Origin of the sequence: Clostridium sp. (assembly GCF_026168755.1) — a bacterium.
Taxonomy (GTDB): Bacteria; Bacillota; Clostridia; order Clostridiales; family Clostridiaceae; genus Clostridium.
Genome location: NZ_JAPFDR010000045.1, coordinates 1 through 18,843 on the forward strand (window position 1 = coordinate 1; position 18,843 = coordinate 18,843).

Annotated in this window: 17 protein-coding genes, 1 tRNA gene and 1 other annotated feature; of the genes, 15 read left to right on the forward strand and 3 right to left on the reverse strand. The window is 29.0% G+C overall.

The window, feature by feature from the left end; genetic code table 11:
* The first annotated feature begins 459 nt into the window (after window positions 1–459).
* The 3 genes from sdaAB to Q0Y03_RS12710 all read left to right on the forward strand — a co-directional run bounded on the left by sdaAB (window position 460) and on the right by Q0Y03_RS12710 (window position 2,931).
* Window positions 460–1,137: an L-serine ammonia-lyase, iron-sulfur-dependent subunit beta gene (sdaAB, locus tag Q0Y03_RS12700; RefSeq protein WP_297714179.1), complete on the forward strand. Its 678-nt coding sequence runs from the start codon at window positions 460–462 to the stop codon at window positions 1,135–1,137.
* Between the two features lies 1 nt (window position 1,138).
* Window positions 1,139–2,017, forward strand: coding sequence for an L-serine ammonia-lyase, iron-sulfur-dependent, subunit alpha (gene sdaAA, locus Q0Y03_RS12705; protein WP_297714180.1), 879 nt, complete (start codon window positions 1,139–1,141; stop codon window positions 2,015–2,017).
* Window positions 2,018–2,103: 86 nt separating this feature from the next.
* A complete protein-coding gene (locus tag Q0Y03_RS12710) occupies window positions 2,104–2,931 on the forward strand; it encodes a hydroxyethylthiazole kinase (RefSeq protein ID WP_297714181.1) in 828 nt (275 codons plus the stop codon).
* A gap of 43 nt (window positions 2,932–2,974) precedes the next feature.
* Here the strand turns inward: Q0Y03_RS12710 and fba are convergent, their stop codons facing one another.
* Entirely contained in the window at window positions 2,975–3,838 is an 864-nt protein-coding gene (gene fba, locus Q0Y03_RS12715; protein ID WP_291678518.1) for a class II fructose-1,6-bisphosphate aldolase, read from the reverse strand.
* A 383-nt stretch (window positions 3,839–4,221) separates the two neighbouring features.
* On the opposite strand from fba, the gene Q0Y03_RS12720 reads away from it, so the two are divergent.
* Window positions 4,222–5,058, forward strand: a complete 837-nt coding sequence (locus Q0Y03_RS12720; RefSeq protein WP_297714182.1) for a PHP domain-containing protein — start codon at window positions 4,222–4,224, stop codon at window positions 5,056–5,058.
* A 196-nt stretch (window positions 5,059–5,254) separates the two neighbouring features.
* On the opposite strand, the gene Q0Y03_RS12725 is transcribed toward Q0Y03_RS12720, so the two are convergent.
* Window positions 5,255–5,341 (reverse strand) — tRNA-Leu (locus tag Q0Y03_RS12725).
* Window positions 5,342–5,473: 132 nt separating this feature from the next.
* Between Q0Y03_RS12725 and recQ the strand changes: the two genes are divergently transcribed.
* The 7 genes from recQ (at window position 5,474) to Q0Y03_RS12760 (ending at window position 13,482) form a co-directional block, all read left to right on the forward strand.
* Window positions 5,474–7,234, forward strand: a complete 1,761-nt coding sequence (gene recQ, locus Q0Y03_RS12730; RefSeq protein ID WP_297714183.1) for a DNA helicase RecQ — start codon at window positions 5,474–5,476, stop codon at window positions 7,232–7,234.
* 233 nt (window positions 7,235–7,467) lie between these two features.
* The gene (locus Q0Y03_RS12735) at window positions 7,468–9,390 is read left to right on the forward strand and encodes a PrkA family serine protein kinase (RefSeq protein ID WP_297714184.1); all 1,923 of its coding nucleotides are present in this window, start codon (window positions 7,468–7,470) and stop codon (window positions 9,388–9,390) included.
* Between the two features lie 5 nt (window positions 9,391–9,395).
* Window positions 9,396–10,571 (forward strand): sporulation protein YhbH, encoded by a 1,176-nt coding sequence (yhbH, locus tag Q0Y03_RS12740; RefSeq protein ID WP_297714185.1) that lies wholly within the window; start codon window positions 9,396–9,398, stop codon window positions 10,569–10,571.
* On the forward strand, window positions 10,571–11,941 hold the full coding sequence (locus Q0Y03_RS12745) for a SpoVR family protein (protein ID WP_297714186.1): 1,371 nt from the start codon (window positions 10,571–10,573) through the stop codon (window positions 11,939–11,941). The genes yhbH and Q0Y03_RS12745 overlap by 1 nt, the downstream gene beginning before the upstream one ends.
* Window positions 11,942–12,060: 119 nt before the next feature.
* Window positions 12,061–12,603: a rubrerythrin family protein gene (locus tag Q0Y03_RS12750; protein WP_297714187.1), complete on the forward strand. Its 543-nt coding sequence runs from the start codon at window positions 12,061–12,063 to the stop codon at window positions 12,601–12,603.
* A gap of 13 nt (window positions 12,604–12,616) precedes the next feature.
* On the forward strand, window positions 12,617–13,048 hold the full coding sequence (locus Q0Y03_RS12755; RefSeq protein WP_297714188.1) for a hypothetical protein: 432 nt from the start codon (window positions 12,617–12,619) through the stop codon (window positions 13,046–13,048).
* A 35-nt stretch (window positions 13,049–13,083) separates the two neighbouring features.
* On the forward strand, window positions 13,084–13,482 hold the full coding sequence (locus Q0Y03_RS12760; protein WP_297714189.1) for a hypothetical protein: 399 nt from the start codon (window positions 13,084–13,086) through the stop codon (window positions 13,480–13,482).
* A 55-nt stretch (window positions 13,483–13,537) separates the two neighbouring features.
* On the opposite strand, the gene pssA is transcribed toward Q0Y03_RS12760, so the two are convergent.
* Window positions 13,538–14,059, reverse strand: a complete 522-nt coding sequence (pssA, locus tag Q0Y03_RS12765) for a CDP-diacylglycerol--serine O-phosphatidyltransferase (protein WP_297714190.1) — start codon at window positions 14,057–14,059, stop codon at window positions 13,538–13,540.
* A 221-nt stretch (window positions 14,060–14,280) separates the two neighbouring features.
* Between pssA and Q0Y03_RS12770 the strand changes: the two genes are divergently transcribed.
* From Q0Y03_RS12770 to cysK, 4 genes are all read left to right on the forward strand, one after another.
* Window positions 14,281–15,162 carry a YegS/Rv2252/BmrU family lipid kinase gene (locus Q0Y03_RS12770; protein ID WP_297714191.1) on the forward strand — a complete coding sequence of 294 codons (882 nt, stop codon included), beginning with the start codon at window positions 14,281–14,283 and terminating at the stop codon, window positions 15,160–15,162.
* Window positions 15,163–15,374: 212 nt separating this feature from the next.
* A complete protein-coding gene (locus tag Q0Y03_RS12775) occupies window positions 15,375–15,884 on the forward strand; it encodes a hypothetical protein (protein WP_297714192.1) in 510 nt (169 codons plus the stop codon).
* Window positions 15,885–16,139: 255 nt separating this feature from the next.
* Entirely contained in the window at window positions 16,140–17,393 is a 1,254-nt protein-coding gene (locus Q0Y03_RS12780; RefSeq protein WP_297714193.1) for a CBS domain-containing protein, read from the forward strand.
* 76 nt (window positions 17,394–17,469) lie between these two features.
* Window positions 17,470–17,712: a binding site (T-box leader), on the forward strand.
* Window positions 17,713–17,773: 61 nt separating this feature from the next.
* Window positions 17,774–18,682 (forward strand): cysteine synthase A, encoded by a 909-nt coding sequence (gene cysK, locus Q0Y03_RS12785; protein ID WP_297714194.1) that lies wholly within the window; start codon window positions 17,774–17,776, stop codon window positions 18,680–18,682.
* Window positions 18,683–18,843: the final 161 nt, after the last annotated feature.

Genomic DNA, 18,843 nt, shown 5'->3' on the forward strand with positions numbered 1-18,843 from the left:
AAACAGTAAAAACTTCTTTACGCCACTTTACTCCATCAATTATTAAATTCTACGGCTTAATTTCAATGTTCCTTCCAAATTAATATTTCATTTTTTCTTTTTTTCACGTAACTACTTATAACATTGCACCTTATAGTTAATCGTTTCTGCTACATATATGACAAATAATTAACTTTTAAGGTGGCATTGCAGTTCATCAAGTGGAAGAGAAAATATTAATGATATTACCGGAAGGAATATTGTAATTAAGTTTTAGAATTTAATTGTTTTTGGAAGAAAAAGAGCGTTAAGAAGCTGAGGGAATGAAATGACTTTCGAAGCTTTAGCTCCTTTTCTGGAAAAAACAATATAAATTCTTAACGCAAATTACACAATTACTGGAGGTTATATCATTAATTTTTCGCCCCTACTTGACGAACAATATTATTCATTTAACATAATAAAATTGGAGGTTACATAATGAAAAGTGTAGGAGTTTTTGATATATTAGGGCCTATAATGGTTGGTCCGTCATCATCACATACAGCAGGTGCTGCAAGACTTGGAAAGGTTGCAAGAGCTGTTGCTGGAGCAGATATAGAAGATGTAACATTTTATTTACATGGATCATTTGCTAAAACATATAAAGGACATGGAACTGATAGAGCTTTAGTTGCTGGGATATTAGGAATGGAACCAAGTGATTTGAGACTTAGAGATTCCTTGGAGATAGCTAAAGAAAAGAGACTTAAAATAAGATTTAGAGAAGCTGACTTAGGTGATGTTCATCCTAATACAGTTAAATTTGTTATAAAAGGAAAAGAAGGTACATATGAACTTATAGGTTCTTCTATTGGAGGAGGAAGTATAGAGGTTACATCAGTTAATGGAAACTCAGTTAACTTTACTGGAGCTTATCCTACTATTATTATTTCAAATAGAGATGTTCCTGGAGTAGTATCTAAGGTAACATCAATACTTTATGATAATGATATAAATATTGCTTTTATGAAAGTATTTAGAAATCAAAAAGGTAGAGATGCAACAATGGTATTTGAAGTTGACCATGAAGTTACATCAGAAATGATAGGTAATGTTAAAGCTATTGAAGGTATAAATAAAGTAATAAAGATTAATCCAATTAAGGAGGGTGAATAATATGTTAGCAAGATCAGGTGAAGAATTATTAAAAATATGTGAAGAGGAAAATATATCATTAAGTGAATATGCCATAAGAGTTGAAATGGAAGATAAGGGGCTATCTAGAGAAGAAGTTTATGAAAAGATGGCTAAAAATTTAAAAGTAATGAAAGATGGAGCTGCTGAAGGTAGAGAAAAAGAGGTATATTCATTAAGTGGTCTTATTGGTGGAGATGGATATAGGATTCAAAAGTATTTAGAAAAAGGAAATACTTTAACTGGAGATGTAACTGTAAAGGCTATGGCAATGGCATTATCATCATCAGAAGTTAATGCAGGTATGGGAAGAATAGTAGCATGTCCAACAGCTGGATCTTGTGGAATATTACCTGCTGTAATTTTATCAGCTGGTGAGAAGTTAGGGAAAACAGATGAGGAGCTTATAGATGCATTATTTACTTCAGCGGCAGTTGGAATGATAATTGGGATGAATGCAACTCTTTCTGGAGCAGAAGGAGGATGTCAAGCTGAATGTGGTTCTGCAGCAGCTATGGGATCAGCAGCAGTTGTTGAAATGATGGGTGGTACACCTAATATGGCATTAGATGCAGCTGCAATAGTTATTAAAAATGTACTTGGGCTTGTTTGTGATCCGGTAGCAGGACTAGTTGAAATACCATGTGCAAAAAGAAATGCAGCAGGAGCTATAAGTGCACTTTGTACAGCAGATATGGTTATGGCTGGTGTATCTAGTAAAATACCATTTGATGATACTGTATCAGCTATGTATAAGGTAGGAAAGAGCCTTCCATCAGCACTTAGAGAAACTGCAATGGGTGGAGTTGCTGTGACAAAGGCAGGACTTGAACTTCGCAAAAAAGTCTTTGGAGAAGAATAAAATTATATTATGCACATTGTAGATTTTGTCGAATATTATATTATTAGGCAAAGATTGCACTATAGATAATAAAGTGAGGAAGAGCTATGAGGCTTAATGAAAAGTCTATAAAATATATATTAGACTTGCAAAAGAATATTCTACCTCTTATTTATTGTTGTGCTAATAATGAAAGATTATATAGTTTAGAATCTATAGTTAATCATTATAATGGCAGATTAACTTATAAAAATAGCTATCAATATAAAGAATTTGGTCCAATAAATACATTACTGATTTTTTTAGATGAAATAAATTCAGATGGTGTATTAGATGTAGAAAAAGCTTTAATAGCTATTAATAAAAAAGCGGTAGTATTATTAGAAGCCAATGGAATAGATTCGTTAATTAACAAAAGAAATTTAGCATTAAGTATTATAAATAGATATGATGTTAATGTTATTAAAGGTACAAAGAGTGAAATAGAGACTTTGATAAAATTTCAAGAAAGTGATGAGGAAAGCAATATAAATTATGAAAATGATAACTGCAAATTTAGAAATTTTTCAAAGAGAAATAACAGCATAATAATTATAAAAGATGATAAGTATTATATAACCGATGGGTACAGTGAATTTATCATAAAAAATAATAGTGATGAATTATATGATAAAGATATATTAGATAATATATATATAGGAATGATAGCTGTTAGCATCGGAGTGTGCAAAAACAAAAGTGAAATAGTTCAGGCTATATTAATTGCAACAATAGCTTTTTATATTGGAGAAAAAAGAACTTTAAACTATTTCATAAATAGCAAGATTATGTATGATAAAGAGATAGAAGATTATCTATTAAATGAAATATATAAAATTGATATAGATAAAATAAAGTCATATGGAGATATATATTATTCTTTTAAAAGAGGCTAAATATAAAAAGAGCACTTTCGTGCTCTTTTTATATTTAAAGGAATTAAGCTTTGTTGATTGATCCGAATAATTCCATTTTTTCTTTAACTGTAGCTTTGATAGCTTCGAATCCAGGATTTAATAACTTTCTTGGGTCAAATCCTTTTCCTTCTTTATCTTTTCCAGCTTCAACGTAAGCTCTTGTAGCTTCTTGGAATGCTAATTGACATTCAGTATTAACATTGATTTTAGAAACTCCTAAAGATATAGCTTTTTTAATCATATCTTCTGGGATTCCAGTTCCACCGTGTAATACTAATGGCATGTTTCCGCAAGCTGTGTTGATTTCTTCTAAAGCATCGAAAGCAAGTCCTTGCCAGTTTGCTGGGTATTTTCCGTGGATGTTTCCGATACCAGCAGCTAACATAGTAACTCCTAAATCAGCGATTGATTTACATTCTTGAGCATCAGCAACTTCACCTTTACCAACAACTCCGTCTTCTTCTCCACCGATTGATCCAACTTCTGCTTCTAAAGATAATCCTTTTTCAGAAGTAACTTTAACTAATTCAGTAGTCTTTTCGATGTTTTCAGCGATTGGGTAGTGAGATCCATCAAACATAACTGATGAGAATCCAGCTTCCATAGCTTTGTAGCATCCTTCGTAGCTACCGTGGTCTAAGTGTAGAGCAACTGGTACAGTGATGTTTAATTCTTCTAACATACCGTTAACCATTCCTACGATAGTTTTGTATCCACACATATACTTTCCAGCACCTTCAGATACTCCTAAGATTACTGGTGAGTTATTTTCTTGTGCAGTTAATAAAATAGCTTTAGTCCATTCTAAGTTATTGATGTTGAATTGACCAACAGCATATTTTCCTTCTCTTGCTTTGTTTAACATTTCTTTAGCTGAAACTAACATGGCAATACCTCCGTATAATTTAAAATATTATAGAGAATTTGTTAAATCTTACTTAACGTTATAAAATTAACAATTATGTATATCAATTTATTCTCCATTGGTTATTATACCTTAAATTAATAAGAATGAAAACAAAAAAATAAGTAAATTAACTTTAACTATAGCAATAATAACTTAATTTATTTATTATTAAATAAAAATAAATTAAAAAAATATGATATAATATTCCATTAGGAAAGAGCATTTTTCTAGGAGATAAAGAGATAATTTTAATTGATTAAATTAACAATTGGATAACTTTGAATAATTAAGTTATAACATTAGATTATTAATTAAATTATAAAATCTAAATTAATAAATTTTTTTAAACTTAGGAGGAAAGTATGTTAACAGATTTACATATACATAGTTATTATTCTGATGGAACAATGTCACCACAAGAAATAGTTAAAGATGCTAAAAGTAAGAATGTAGGCATTATTTCAGTAACTGATCATGATGTTTTAGATTCATACGAAGAAGTGAAAAGGGAAGCAGAAAAAGAAGGAATTATTGCAATAAGAGGGGTTGAAATAGACTCAATATTTGAAGGACATTTGGTGCATCTATTAGCATATAAGTTTAATGATAATGACAATTTTTTTAATTTAGTAAATAAGGCTAAAGAAAGTTTATTAGAAACAAGTATAGAACTTATAAGGAGAATGGAAAAAGATTATGAAAATATATCTTTAGATGACTATAATTCTTATGAATATGATAGAAGAAAAGGTGGATGGAAGGGAATACATTATTTATTTGATAAGGGTATTACAGAAGGACTTTTTGATGGAGTAAAATTTTATGGGAAATATGAATGTGGACATGAAAAATTTGATTTTCCAAGTGTAAAAGAAGTTTGTGATATAACACATGAAGCTGGGGGATATGTAGTATTAGCACATCCATGTAATTATTATAAAGATAAAACTAAAGAAGAAATATTAGCTAAACTTGAAATACTAAATGAATTGGGTATTGATGGAGTTGAGTGTTATTATCCTGCAAATAGTGATTTAATGACAGAAACATGTTTAGAATTCTGTAGAAAAAATAATATGATAATAACAGCAGGGTCAGATGGACATGGAGATTTTGGAGCTGTAAGTAAAGGTGTAGAGTACTATATAGGTTCAATAAATAAGGAGAGTAGTTTATTAAACATTGAAAAATTACTTTAATTCATAGAAGGCTTAAATGGGGTTGTCGTACAAGAATTTTATATAATATATTGTTTTTATATAATTAAAAAGCAACACAATATATTATAGTACTTATTCTTAATACGACAGCCACATTTTTATATTTTATAAATCAGAGAGATAAATTAAATATTCTATAATGCAAAAAAAAGACTGTATAATTTATACAGTCTTTTGGTGCTGAAGACCGGAATCGAACCGGTACGGTATCGCTACCGCAGGATTTTAAGTCCTGTGCGTCTGCCTGTTCCGCCACTTCAGCAGGCAAGAATTATTTTAATATGATATTAAGAATAAGTCAATAGAAAATTAAAAAAATAATAAAAAATATGTAATGTTAATAAAAAAGGTGATAATATAAAAGAAATATATTTATAGAAATTGGTGAGCTATTATGAATAATGTATTTGAAGCACTTCATAAGTATTATGGATATAATTCCTTTAGAAAAGGACAGTATGAAATTATAAATAATATATTGTATAAAAGAGATACATTTTGTATTTTACCGACAGGAGGAGGTAAATCAATTTGTTATCAAATTCCAGCCCTTTTATTTAAGGGTGTTACTATAGTTATTTCACCATTAATTGCTTTAATGAAGGATCAGGTAGATAATTTAAGAGCAAATGGAATAAATGCTGAATATATAAATAGCACTCAAAATTTAGAGAGCATAGATAATATTATGGAAATGTGCAGAAATGGTGAAATAAAATTACTTTATATTGCACCTGAAAGACTAGAAAATGAATTTTTTAAAAGAAAGCTTAGAAGGCTTAATATAAGTCAATTAGCAATAGATGAAGCTCATTGCGTATCAATGTGGGGACATGATTTTAGAAGAAGTTATGGATTGATCAATGATTTTATAAAATCATTAAGCATTAGACCAGTAGTAACTGCATTTACTGCTACAGCAACAGAAATTGTAAGAAAAGATGTAGTTAAGCTTTTAGGATTAAGAATGCCTTACGTATACATAGGTAGTTTTGATAGGGATAACTTATCTATAAGAGTACATATTGAAGAAGATAAGTTAGAGTTAGTAAAAGATATAATTAAGGATAAAGAAAATGAAGCTGGTATAATTTATTGTGCCACAAGGAAGGAAGTAGACGGATTATATTTTTATCTTAATGATTTAGGATATGATGTATTAAAGTATCATGGTGGATTAAAGGATGAAGAGAAAGAATATTACCAAGATGAATTTTTAAATGAAACTTCTAATGTTATGATTGCAACTAATGCTTTTGGAATGGGAATAGATAAATCCAATGTAAGATATATAGTTCATTTTACAATGCCTAAAAATATAGAAAGTTACTATCAAGAAATTGGTAGGGCAGGCAGAGATGGAGCTATGTCTGAGTGTCATATTTTATTCAATAGAAGTGATATTAGAACATTAGAATATTTAATATATACAACGGTTCAGATAGATAGAAAAGAATTAGAAATAAAGAAGCTTCAAAGTATGATAGACTTTTGTGAAAGTAAGGAATGTCTAAGAGCCTTTATTTTAAAATACTTTGGAGAAGAGAAAGTTAGAGAATATTGTAATAATTGTAGTAATTGCTTAAATAGTGATGAACTTAGAGATTATACTATAGAAGCTCAGAAGATATTATCCTGTGTATATAGAACTAGGGAACGTTATGGAGTTGCAGTTCTTATTGATGTACTTAGAGGTATGATTGGACCTAAGATAATTAATGATAAATTAAATGAATTAACTACATATGGAATAATGAGAGAATATAGCAGTAAATTCATACGAGATTTAATAAAAGCATTAATTGATTTTGGGTATGTCAATTTAAAGGAAGGAACTTATTCTATGTTACAGTTAAATGAAAAGTCGTATAGTATCTTAAAGTCAAGGCAAAGAGTAATGTTAAAGTTAAGTTATGAAAATGAGGAAAAAGTTATTAATAGTGATTTGTTTAATAAGTTAAGAATTTGGAGAAGAGATACTGCAATTAAAGAAGGGGTAAAACCTTATATAATTTTTTCTGATGCAACATTAATTGAATTATGTAATAAGTTACCTAAAACAGAGGAAGAACTTTTACAAATCAGAGGTATGGGAGAAAAGAAATTTAATAAATATGGAGAAGAGCTTTTAAAAAGACTAAAAAGTCAAAATTAGATAAAGAAATTATAAATTCCTTATGAGTAAAATTATAGTTAATATAATTTTCTTATAGGGAATTTTTATTATTAATAGATCATATTAGGAGGGGAATACAACAACTAAAAAATAGTTAATTAATAATAATTAGGAAATTTAAACATATAAGATATAGAGAAGTGTAAATAAAAAAATAGGAATATAACTATTTAATACAACAATATATTAAATTAAAGGGGAGGGATGAGTCTATGAATTTCAAGGAGTTTATAACTACAGATAGAGAAAGTCGAAATAGTGAAAAGTTTGAAGGAACATTTTTAGATTACTTAGAGATTGTAAAACAGAATCCAGATGTAGCAAAGCTTGCACATAAGAGGTTATATGACTTTATTATGAGCAAGGGTATAGAGACTTTAAAGGGTGATGAACACCCAAGAATAAGAAAAATATATGGTAATGAAACAATTAGAGAATATGGATATTTTAAAGAGGATTTCTTTGGAATTGATAAAATCCTAATGAAACTTGTTAATTATTTACACTCTGCATCTATGAAAGGTGAGGAATCTAGACAAGTTTTATACTTAGTAGGACCTGTTGGGGCAGGTAAATCATCATTAGTAGAAGCCTTGAAAAGTGCATTAGTTCAATGTGAACCAATATATTCTTTAAAAGGTTGTCCTATGCATGAGGAACCTTTGCATCTAGTTCCAAATCATTTAAGAGCTAAATTTAATGAAATGTTAGGTGTTCAAATAGAAGGAGATTTATGTCCAGTTTGTAAGTATAGATTACTTCATGAATTTAATGGAGAATATGAAAATTTCCCTGTTGAAAGAAAAGGGTTTTCTATAAGATCAAGAAAGGGAGTTGGTGTTGTTCCACCAGTTGATCCTAATAACCAAGATACTTCAATATTAACAGGTTCTATTGATATCTCTAAGATGGATATGTATCCAGAAGATGATCCAAGAATATTCTCATTAAATGGTGCATTTAATGTAGGTAATAGAGGATTGGTAGAGTTTATAGAAGTATTCAAAAATGATGTTGAATATTTACACACAATTATAACAGCAACACAAGAGAAATCTATACCATCACCAGGCAAAGGTTCAATGATTTACTTTGATGGATTAATAATAGCTCACTCTAATGAAGCAGAATGGAATAAGTTTAAATCAGATCATACTAATGAAGCAATTTTAGATAGAATTGTAAAAATCGAAGTTCCTTATTGCTTAGAGCTTGAAGAAGAAATTAAGATTTATGAAAAGATATTAAAGAAGAGTAACTTTAAAGCTCATATTGCACCTCATACAATTGAAGTTGCAGCAATGTTTGCTATACTTTCAAGGTTAGCACCATCTGCAAAGGTTGACCCTATGACTAAGCTTAAGATTTATAATGGTGAGGATTTAGTAGAAAAGGGAACAACTAAGAAAATTGACATTACAGAACTTAGAGAAGAAGCAGGTCCTTATGAAGGAATGAAGGGTATTAGTACAAGATTTATTATAAAAGCAATTGATAATGCACTTTCAAATTCTGAATATGACTGTATAAATCCTTTAAGCATAATGGAAAGTATAATTAAGTCTATTAAGGATATGGATATATCTTCTGATGATAAGAAAAAATATTTAGCACTTATCCAAGATACTATTCGTAAGGAATATAATAAGAGTTTAGAGAAAGAAATAACAAAGGCATTTATTCATTCATTTAGAGAACAAGCAGAAAGTCTTTTCAACAATTATATAGACAATGCTGAAGCTTTTGTTAATAAGACCAGAATCAAGGATGCCCAAACAGGTGAAGAATTGAAACCAGATGAAGAATTTATGAGAAGTATAGAAGAGCAAATAGGAGTATCTGAAGCTTCAAGCAAAGGATTTAGAGCAGATGTAACATCTTATATGTTCTATCTAGTTAGAAATGGATCAAAGATAGATTACAAGTCTTATGAACCATTAAAAGAGGCTATAGAAAAGAAACTTATAGCATCTGTAAGAGATTTATCTAGAATCATTACTAAGTCAAGAGTTAGAGATAAAGAACAAACAGAAAAATATAATGCCATGGTTGAAGAAATGCAAAGAAACGGATATTGCCAACACTGCTGTGATGTAATTCTTAAATATGCCGCTAACAACTTGTGGAAGGATTGATAAGGATGGCTATATTTAGAGACAATACTATAAATCCTGTTGAGCATGATAGAAGTATTGAAGATAGAAGAAGGCATAGGCAGTTAGTGGAAAAATCTATTAAAGATAATTTAGGTGATATACTGTCAGAAGAAAGTATAGTAGGAGAAACGAAAAATAAGAAATTTAAAATTCCTATTAGAGGAATAAAAGAATATCAATTTGTATATGGTAGCAACAATAAAGGGGTTGCTACCGGTACAGGAGAAGAAAAACGAGGAGATAAATTAGGATCAGCAGATTCTGGTGGAAAAAAAGGTAATAAGGGAGCAGGTAATTCTGCAGGTGATGATATATACGAAACAGAAATAACTTTAGAAGAGTTAATGGATTATATTGTTGAAGATTTAGATTTACCTAACTTAGATAAAAAGAAATATTCAGAGATTATTACTGAAAGTGCTAGTAGAAAAAGAGGATATCAAAGGCATGGAATTAATCCAAGGCTAGCAAAGAAAAAGACAGTTATGGCTAAGACCGCTAGAAAACAAGGGAAAAAACGTGCTCTTAAAGAAGCAGGATTAGATACTGAGCTAGAGAGATTTCCTTTTAGGGAGGAGGATATTAGATATTATAGAGTCAAAACGAAGCCCAAAAAGGAAAGTAATGCTGTAATGATTTTTATAATGGACGTTTCTGGATCCATGGATAGTACTAAAAAATATTTAGCAAGATCATTTTTCTTTGTATTATCCACTTTTATAAAAAGAAAATATAACAATATTGCATTTGAGTTTATTTCTCATACAACAGTTGCAAAACAAGTTAATGAATATGAATTTTTCCATAAAGCAGAATCAGGAGGAACATATATTTCTAGTGGTTTAAACTTAGCGTTAAAGCTTATTGAGGAAAAGTATTCTCCAGATGTTTGGAATATATACCCTGTGTATGCCAGCGATGGTGATAACTGGTCAGAAGATAATGAAAGGGCTATTGAATCTGTAAAGAAGATTTGTGAAGTAAGCAATATGTTTGGATATGCTGAGCTTTTACCATCAACTTATTCAACAACAATGTACTATAGATTTAATAAGGAAATTTCAGATAAGAAATTTGTCTCTGTTATTGTTAAAGAGAAAAAGAATTTATGGGATGCTCTTAAATTAATGTTAAGTAAGGGGCTAGAGGAGGATGAATAATGGAGTACACATTAAAAGAATTAGAAGAGTGGAATGTAAAGATTGAGAAAAAAGCAACTGAATTTGGGCTTGATTATTATCCTCAAGAGTTTGAAATAGTTGGATTTAATGAAATGTTAGCTTATGAGGCCTATGTTGGTATGCCATCTAAATATCCTCATTGGAGCTATGGTAAGGCATATGAAAAGAACAAAACATTATATTCATTAAATTTAACTGGTTTACCTTATGAAATGGTAATAAACTCAAATCCATCCCTTGCATATTTAATGAAGGAAAATACGTTACTGTTACAAATTCTAACTATGGCACATGTTTATGGTCATAATGATTTCTTTAAAAATAATAGGTTATTTAGAGAAGGAACTAAGGCTTATTACACTTTAGAGATGTTTAAGTTAGATGCTGATATAATTAGAAGTTATATAAATGATCCTAATATAGGATATAGTAAGGTTGAAAAGATTTTAGATGCAGCACATGCACTTAGATATCAAATACCAAGAGTAGTTGGTATGAAAGAATTAAGTGATGAAGAAATCAAAGCTAATTTGATAGAAGAATATAATATGAAAATTCAAGGTAGAGATATATTAAATAGTGATGAAGAAATTCAATTGCCAGACTTAAGTAAGACACCTATAGAACCTTGTGATGATATTATAGGGTTTATAATGAAATACGGTTCTTTAGAAGAGTGGGAAAAGTCAATTCTTAAAATAGTTAAAAGAGAAACCCAATATTTTATACCACAAATTGAAACTAAAATAATGAATGAAGGATGGGCGAGCTATTGTCATTATAATATTTTGAAAAGCTTAGATTTACCAGAAGGATTATATTTTGAGTTTATAAAACGCCATAATGATGTTATAGCGCCTGCATTAGGTGGCTTAAATCCTTATTATGTTGGCTTTAAGGTTTTTGAGGATATTGAAAAAAGATATGGAAGAGATAAATTATTTGAGGCTAGATATATAGAAAGAGACAATTCTTTTTTACGTAAGTATTTGACTCAAGATTTATGTAAGGAGTTGGGATTATTCCAATATGCAAAAAAGAGTTTTGAGTTTGTAGTAGATGAGGTTTCAGATGAAGAGGGGTGGAAGAGTATAAGAGATACCATGTCAGACTCTTGTGGTGTTGGATCTATTCCTTATATAAGAATTGTTGATTTGAATAAGCGTAATGGAACTTTAACATTAGAGCATGTTTTTGATGGTAGAGAACTTGAGTTACTTTATGCAAAAGAAACAATAAAATATTTATTTGACCTTTGGGGGCATAAAGTTATATTGAACACACATACTAAGGAAGGTAGAAGTCTAGAAATAGTATGTGATAATGATAGAAGAGTAACAGTAAATTAATATTGAGGAAAAAATGATGAATTAAAAATGAGAAGTAAGATATTTACTATCATTTATGATTCATCATTTTTATATGTTTTGAATAGTTTAATATTAAGAGTATTTTAGAGAGGATAAAAATGGATTTAAAAGGAAGTAAAACTGAGAAAAATCTATATAGAACCTTTGCAGGAGAAAGTAGAGCAAGAAATAAATATAATTTATATGCAGAAAAAGCAAGGGCTGAAGGGTATCAGTGGGTAGCTGAAGTTTTTGATACTACTGCAATAAATGAATTAGCTCATGCAAGAAGAGTTTATATTGAATTTTTAAAATTAGTTTGTAATACTAAGGAAAACTTAGTTGATGCAATATGTGGTGAAACATCAGAGTATAAGGATCTATATGCTAAATTTGAAAGAGAAGCAAAAGAAGAAGGATTTAAAGAAATTGCTGACTTCTATAAAGAACTTAGAGAGGTAGAAGAAGCTCATTCTGAAAGATTTAATAAGTTATACGATAAATTAAATAATGGAGTAATGTTTTCTGGTCCGGAGGATTCTAAATGGGTTTGTATGAATTGTGGCTATATACATGAAGGAACAGAAGCACCTGATAAATGTCCGCTATGTGGATATCCAAAGGCTTATTTTAAGCCATATTGTGAAATTAAAAATGTATAAGGAGTTATAAATAATGTTTATATCAATACCAAAAGAATTTTTTGTTCCTGTGGTTTTTGGAGACGGATTTACATTAAATGAAGAAAATAATAATTTAGAGTTAGAGTTAGATTTAAATATGTATAGAGAAAGTACAGGTAAAAAAAATAATATTAATTTAGAAAGTAATAAGACGTATTTAGAAGGCAGTAAAACTTCAAAAGAAAAGCAAGATATAGTTGATATAGAAGTAAATATGAATGAAAATCAATGTGGAAATAAAGTGGAAGGAAATACTGTTAAAACTGGAAAAGATAAGGGAACAGTAATGTATATGTCTTTAAAAGAAAAAGAAGATTATGAAAAATTCTGTAGTGATGAAGGAAAAATATTTGAAGAATTAGATAATGAATTCATAGAAAATATTAGTATTAATCTTAAAGGATGTAATAAAATTTGTGATTAATTAATTTTAAATAATTATAATTTGGAGGTATTTAAATGAAATATCAACAGTTAATGAAGGAATATTATGTTGATATTAATAATTTAAATCAATTATTAAAAACAATGGTAGACTCTTATAGATTACTAATAGCAGGGGCAGCTGAATTAAATAATATATATGAGGCTAAAAGCAGTTATGTAAAGGATGCTGTTCATAGAGCAAATAAATTAGGTGATACAATAGATAATGTAATTGATTTACTTGAGGAATGTGGGGAGACCTATTTTAAGTATTGCGCTGTAATGGGACAGTATATTTTAAAGAAAAGTGATAATAAGGTGATTTTAACTGAGGTAGATGAAGAATTATTTTTGCAAGATTCTTCCGTTAGGGAAGAGTTTGAAATGTTAAAAGCTTATAAAAAGGAGCAGGAAGAAAAGTTAAAGAGTTAAAAAAGAGCTATATCAAAGTGTAAATTATTCAATGTAACTTTGATATAGCTTTTTTTTAGAATTTTTTTAATTTAAAAGTACTTACCATTAAATACGAACCTAATAATAACAATAAAAATGGAATAAGTGCGGAAATTGTTTTATTAATGGTAAATAAACAAAATAGCGCTAAAACACTACCTGTAACGGTAATAGGAACACCGGTAAAAACTCCATTAAATTCACTTGCATTATACCTAGCTAATCTAAAAGCACCGCATATTGGAAAAAGTAAAAGCGGAATTATTCCTAATACACCGGAAGGACCTAATGTATAGAAATCAAATAATAGAAATACTAGTATAGATGGAGCAACACCAAAAGAAACTAAATCAGCTAATGAATCTAGTTCTTTCCCTAAATCGCTGGTAACTTGTAAATAGCGCGCTATTCTACCATCATATCGATCCACTAACGCAGCAAGTAGTATAAAAATACATGCTAACCAATAGTTTTTATCAAAGGTAGAAAGCAATGATAATATTCCAAATGATAAATTAATAAAAGTAAAGATGTTAGGAATACTGCTTTTCCTCATATAATCACTCCTAATTCTATCTTACATAAAGATAATTATAACATAAATTTTAAAAAAAATTAATATTTCCAAAAATGCAATAATTAAAAATTTGTTAAGTGTGAAAAAACATAGTTTTATGGTCATATATATCTATTATATATATGATATTTTAAATATATTCGAGATATAGCGTAATAAAATATATGTGGTATAATTTTATATATAATAGGAGGGGTATAATGAAAAAGGTAAAGTTAATTTATAATCCATATTCAGGAGAAAATATTATTTTGTCTAAATTAGATGACATAATTAATATACATCAACAAGCTGGCCTTACTATAGTGCCATATAGAATAAGAAAGGAATCTGGAATAGAAAGTGCATTTCAAGACATAAAGCCAGGTGAATATGAATATATATTAGTTGCTGGTGGTGATGGAACGGTTGATTCAGTAGTAAATGCTATGGCTAAGCAAGGTATTTCATTACCTATAGGTATTTTGCCAGTAGGTACAGCAAATGATTTTTCTAAATTTTTAGGAATACCATTTGATATAGAAGCAGCTTGTAAGCAAATAATTGCTTCAAAAGTAACTACAGTAGATTTAGGAAGTATTAATGATAAGTATTTTGTAAATGTTGCTAGCACAGGACTTTTTACAGACGTATCTCAAAAAACAGATGTAAACTTAAAAAATACAATTGGAAAACTAGCATATTATTTAAAGGGGTTAGAAGAATTACCTAATTTTAGGCCTTTAAATGTAAAAATAACATCAGAACAAGTAAATTTTGATGGTACTATGTATCTTATGTTAATTTTTAATGGTAAAACTGCAGGGAATTTTAACTTAGCTACTAGAGCTGATGCTACAGATGGAATGCTAGATGTAATAGTTTTTAAGGCTGTTCAAATATACGAACTAATTCCTCTATTTATAAAGGTACTTAAGGGAGAGCATTTAGATTCAGATAAAGTTATATATTTTAAGACAGATAGACTTCATATAGAATGTAACGAAGATATAGTTACAGATATAGATGGAGAAAAGGGACCAGATTTTCCACTAGATATAAAATGTATAAAAGGTGGATTGAAAATTTTAGGTGTTAAATAGAAAAAAAGAGAATAAATAAATTAGTAATCTAATAATTATAAATAATAGTATTTTTGTAAAGGAGATAAAAAGTGGTTGCCTTTATTTATTTATGTATATTATTATTTATAATTATTTTTTCTTTATACTTGATTTATTTAAGTTATAATAAATGTCCAATAAAAATAAGGAGATTTTATTTAGTAAGCTTATCAATTATAGTGATAAGGTACTTGTCATTACTTGCTTTATGGGTAATACAAAGACAGAGAATAATTTACTTTATTAAAGTATTAACTCAATTAAGCTTTATTGCTATTCCGCTTTTAGTATTGGCAGCTATTTATATATTTTTAAGGGATGAAAATAGAAGTTTTGATTATAATTATACTTTTATGTTTATATTATCTTTAGGATACTGTGTAATAAATATATTTTATAAGCTAGATATAAAGGTAGATAATGTATTGGGTTTTATAGTGAATTATAGAGAACCTTTAATTCCTAGTTTAATTTATTTAATAATAATTTCTTCTTTTGTAGTGATAACTTTGTTATTTGTTGATAAGCCTTATAGTAACACTAGTGGGATGAGATTACTTTTGATATCATTGATAATTACTATGATAGAGTTTGTAATATTTTTAGGTGGGGTTAGAGCTTTTCCTTACCCATTAATTGGAGAAATATGCATTTTAGGATGTTCATATAAGTCAATATCTACATTTAAAATTAAAAAATAATAAATATTGTTTTTATAGTATTGCCTTTTAGCGGGTTGTTAATATAATATTAATATATGATGCCCATAAAGGGCATTTTTATTGCGAATTTAAGGTTAAATTTGCAGTAGGTAATTTTTGAAAATAATGGTGGTGAGATTAAATGGAGGGCGTCCCTCAGAGTATTAATTTAAGAAAATTGAATATAAGAAATAATAGAGGGGAAACTCAGATTTAAATCAAACATCTCCTCTATTAATCGAGGAGGAATTTTTTATGCAAAGATTATCTGTTTTTTTATTTACTAGCATATTAGGAAGAAAGATATATGATGAATTTGACGATGTGCTTGGTGAATTAAAAGATATATATGTGACTACTGAGCAAGGATATCCAAGAGTTATTGGGTATAAGGTTAAACGTGATGGAGTGACTTTCCATTATGAGTTTAGAAGCATATTATTCTATAGTGATGATAATAAGGTTAAGATAATGACTCGTGGAAGTAAAGAGATACTTCCAAGAACTTATTCTTATTTATTATCAAGAAATTTATTGGATAAAAAAATTGTAGACATCAATGGTAAGCAAGTTGTTAGAGTTGATGATTTAAGAATTGCAGAAATTGCAGGTGAATACAGGGTAATTGCAGTTGAAACAGGTCCTCTGGCTAAATTTAGAAGAATGAATTGTCAAGGTTTAGGAAAGCTTTTTTATAAGGTTTTGAACAAGGATTTTGAGGATAAAGTTATTATGTGGGATGACGTTGAGTCTTTAGAAATGGTTAATAAAAATCTTCAAATAGCAGTTCCATATAAAAAGCTATCAACATTACATCCTGCTGATTTAGCGGATATATTAGAAAATCTTGATGCAAGTTCACGAAAACAAATTTTTGAATCTTTAGATGAAGATTTAGCAGCAGATACTTTAGAAGAAATAGAACCAGAGTATAAGAGTAGTATTATAAAGGGACTAAGTGAAGCTAAGGCAGTAGAAGTTTTAGAAAATATGCCTAATGATGAAATTGCAGATATATTAGATGAATTAGATGATGATGAAAGAGAAAAAATACTTGTTAACTTAGAAACTGAAGATGCTGAAGAAGTAAAAGAACTTCTTAAATATGGAGATGAAACAATTGGAAGTATAATGAGTAAAGATTTTATTTCGTTTAATTTAGATATTACTGTTGGAGAGATAATAGATATTTTAAGAGAAAGTAATCCTGAAGATGAAGAATTAAACTCAATATTTATAAAGGATGAAGAAGAAAAGGTAATTGGAGTAATTGAATTAAAAGATTTAATTTTAAATGATGGTAAAGTTAAAGTAAAAGAAATAATGGATGAAAATATAAATATACTTAAGCATAATGGGGATATAGATGAAGCAGTGGAAATATCAGCGAAATATGATTTATTATCTATACCAGTAGTTGATAATAATGAGGTTTTAATAGGAGTTGTTAATACTCACGATTTGATTGATGAAGTTTTATATCCAATTTGGAAAAAGAAAAATAAGTAAAATTTTTGAAATTAATTGTTGACTTTTTGTTTAAGAAGCATATAATTATAGTATAAAGTTTAGTTAAATACTCGGAATTAAAACTATGAAAAAGGAAAGTAGTATAAAGGAAGGTTACAGAGAGAAAAGAGTGCTGAGAACTTTTCACTGACAATTTATATGAAGTGCCCTTTGGAGTTTATGCCTGAAATAATAGTAAGGTTTTACGGTAGCACCCGTTATAGTGCTCAGGTATTATATTGTATCGTAGAATGAGTGAAATCATTATTATTATGATGGTTTAATTAGAGTGGAACCGCGAATATACTTCGTCTCTAGAATAGAGACGAAGTTTTTTTATATAAAAATATAAATATGTAATAAAATTTTTGGAGGTATATATGATTTATAATGGAGCAATTGAATTAATAGGAAAAACACCTATATTAAGAGTAACAAATATGATAGATGAGAATAGTGCAGATGTATATGTGAAGTTAGAGAAATTCAATCCAGGTGGAAGTGTAAAAGATAGAGCTGCACTTGGAATGATTGAAAGAGCAGAGCAGGAAGGTGTTTTGAAAGAAGGATCAGTAATTGTTGAGCCTACAAGTGGAAATACAGGAATTGCATTAGCAATGATAGGAAGATTGAAGGGGTATAAGGTTATAATAGTTATGCCTGAAACTATGAGTAAAGAAAGAAGAGATTTAATTAAGGCTTATGGAGCAGAATTAGTATTAACAGAAGGCAGCAGGGGAATGAAAGGAGCTATAGAAAAAGCTACTCAAATGGTAAACGAATATGGATATTTTATGCCACAACAATTTGAAAATATAGCTAATCCAGAGAAGCATTATGTTACAACAGCTAAAGAAATATATGAAGATATAAAGGATTTGGATGTACTTGTAGCTGGAGTTGGAACTGGAGGAACTATAAGTGGAATAGGAAAAAATTTAAAAGAAAAAATAAATGATATAGAAATTGTTGCAATTGAACCAAGTAACTCACAAGTTATTTCTGGAAAGAATCCTGGTCCTCATAAAATTCAAGGAATTGGTGCTGGCTTTGTACCACAAAATTATAAACAAGAGTATGTTGATAAGGTAGTAGCTGTTAGTGATGAAAATGCAATTAAAACTGCAGTAGATTTTGCTAAGAGTGAAGGAATATTAGTAGGTATATCATCAGGAGCAGCAATTTATGCAGCTATAGAAATAGCAAAAAAAATTGGAAAGGGCAAAAAAGTATTAGCAATAGCACCAGACGGCGGAGAAAAATACATCTCAATGGGAATCTACGAATAATATTGTTCGTCACGTGGAGACGAAAAATTAATGATATAACCTCCAGGAATTGTGTAATTTGCGTTAAGAATTTATATTGTTTTTTCCAGAAAAAGAGCTAAAGCTTCGAAAGTCATTTCATTCCCTCAGCTTCTTAACGCTCTTTTTCTTCCAAAAACAAT

Coding starts and splice junctions, on each gene's coding strand:
- sdaAB (WP_297714179.1), top strand. CDS start 460: ATGAAAAGTGTAGGAGTTTTTGATATATTAGGGCCTATAATGGTTGGT.
- sdaAA (WP_297714180.1), top strand. CDS start 1,139: ATGTTAGCAAGATCAGGTGAAGAATTATTAAAAATATGTGAAGAGGAA.
- Q0Y03_RS12710 (WP_297714181.1), top strand. CDS start 2,104: ATGAGGCTTAATGAAAAGTCTATAAAATATATATTAGACTTGCAAAAG.
- fba (WP_291678518.1), bottom strand. CDS start 3,838: ATGTTAGTTTCAGCTAAAGAAATGTTAAACAAAGCAAGAGAAGGAAAA.
- Q0Y03_RS12720 (WP_297714182.1), top strand. CDS start 4,222: ATGTTAACAGATTTACATATACATAGTTATTATTCTGATGGAACAATG.
- recQ (WP_297714183.1), top strand. CDS start 5,474: ATGAATAATGTATTTGAAGCACTTCATAAGTATTATGGATATAATTCC.
- Q0Y03_RS12735 (WP_297714184.1), top strand. CDS start 7,468: ATGAATTTCAAGGAGTTTATAACTACAGATAGAGAAAGTCGAAATAGT.
- yhbH (WP_297714185.1), top strand. CDS start 9,396: ATGGCTATATTTAGAGACAATACTATAAATCCTGTTGAGCATGATAGA.
- Q0Y03_RS12745 (WP_297714186.1), top strand. CDS start 10,571: ATGGAGTACACATTAAAAGAATTAGAAGAGTGGAATGTAAAGATTGAG.
- Q0Y03_RS12750 (WP_297714187.1), top strand. CDS start 12,061: ATGGATTTAAAAGGAAGTAAAACTGAGAAAAATCTATATAGAACCTTT.
- Q0Y03_RS12755 (WP_297714188.1), top strand. CDS start 12,617: ATGTTTATATCAATACCAAAAGAATTTTTTGTTCCTGTGGTTTTTGGA.
- Q0Y03_RS12760 (WP_297714189.1), top strand. CDS start 13,084: ATGAAATATCAACAGTTAATGAAGGAATATTATGTTGATATTAATAAT.
- pssA (WP_297714190.1), bottom strand. CDS start 14,059: ATGAGGAAAAGCAGTATTCCTAACATCTTTACTTTTATTAATTTATCA.
- Q0Y03_RS12770 (WP_297714191.1), top strand. CDS start 14,281: ATGAAAAAGGTAAAGTTAATTTATAATCCATATTCAGGAGAAAATATT.
- Q0Y03_RS12780 (WP_297714193.1), top strand. CDS start 16,140: ATGCAAAGATTATCTGTTTTTTTATTTACTAGCATATTAGGAAGAAAG.
- cysK (WP_297714194.1), top strand. CDS start 17,774: ATGATTTATAATGGAGCAATTGAATTAATAGGAAAAACACCTATATTA.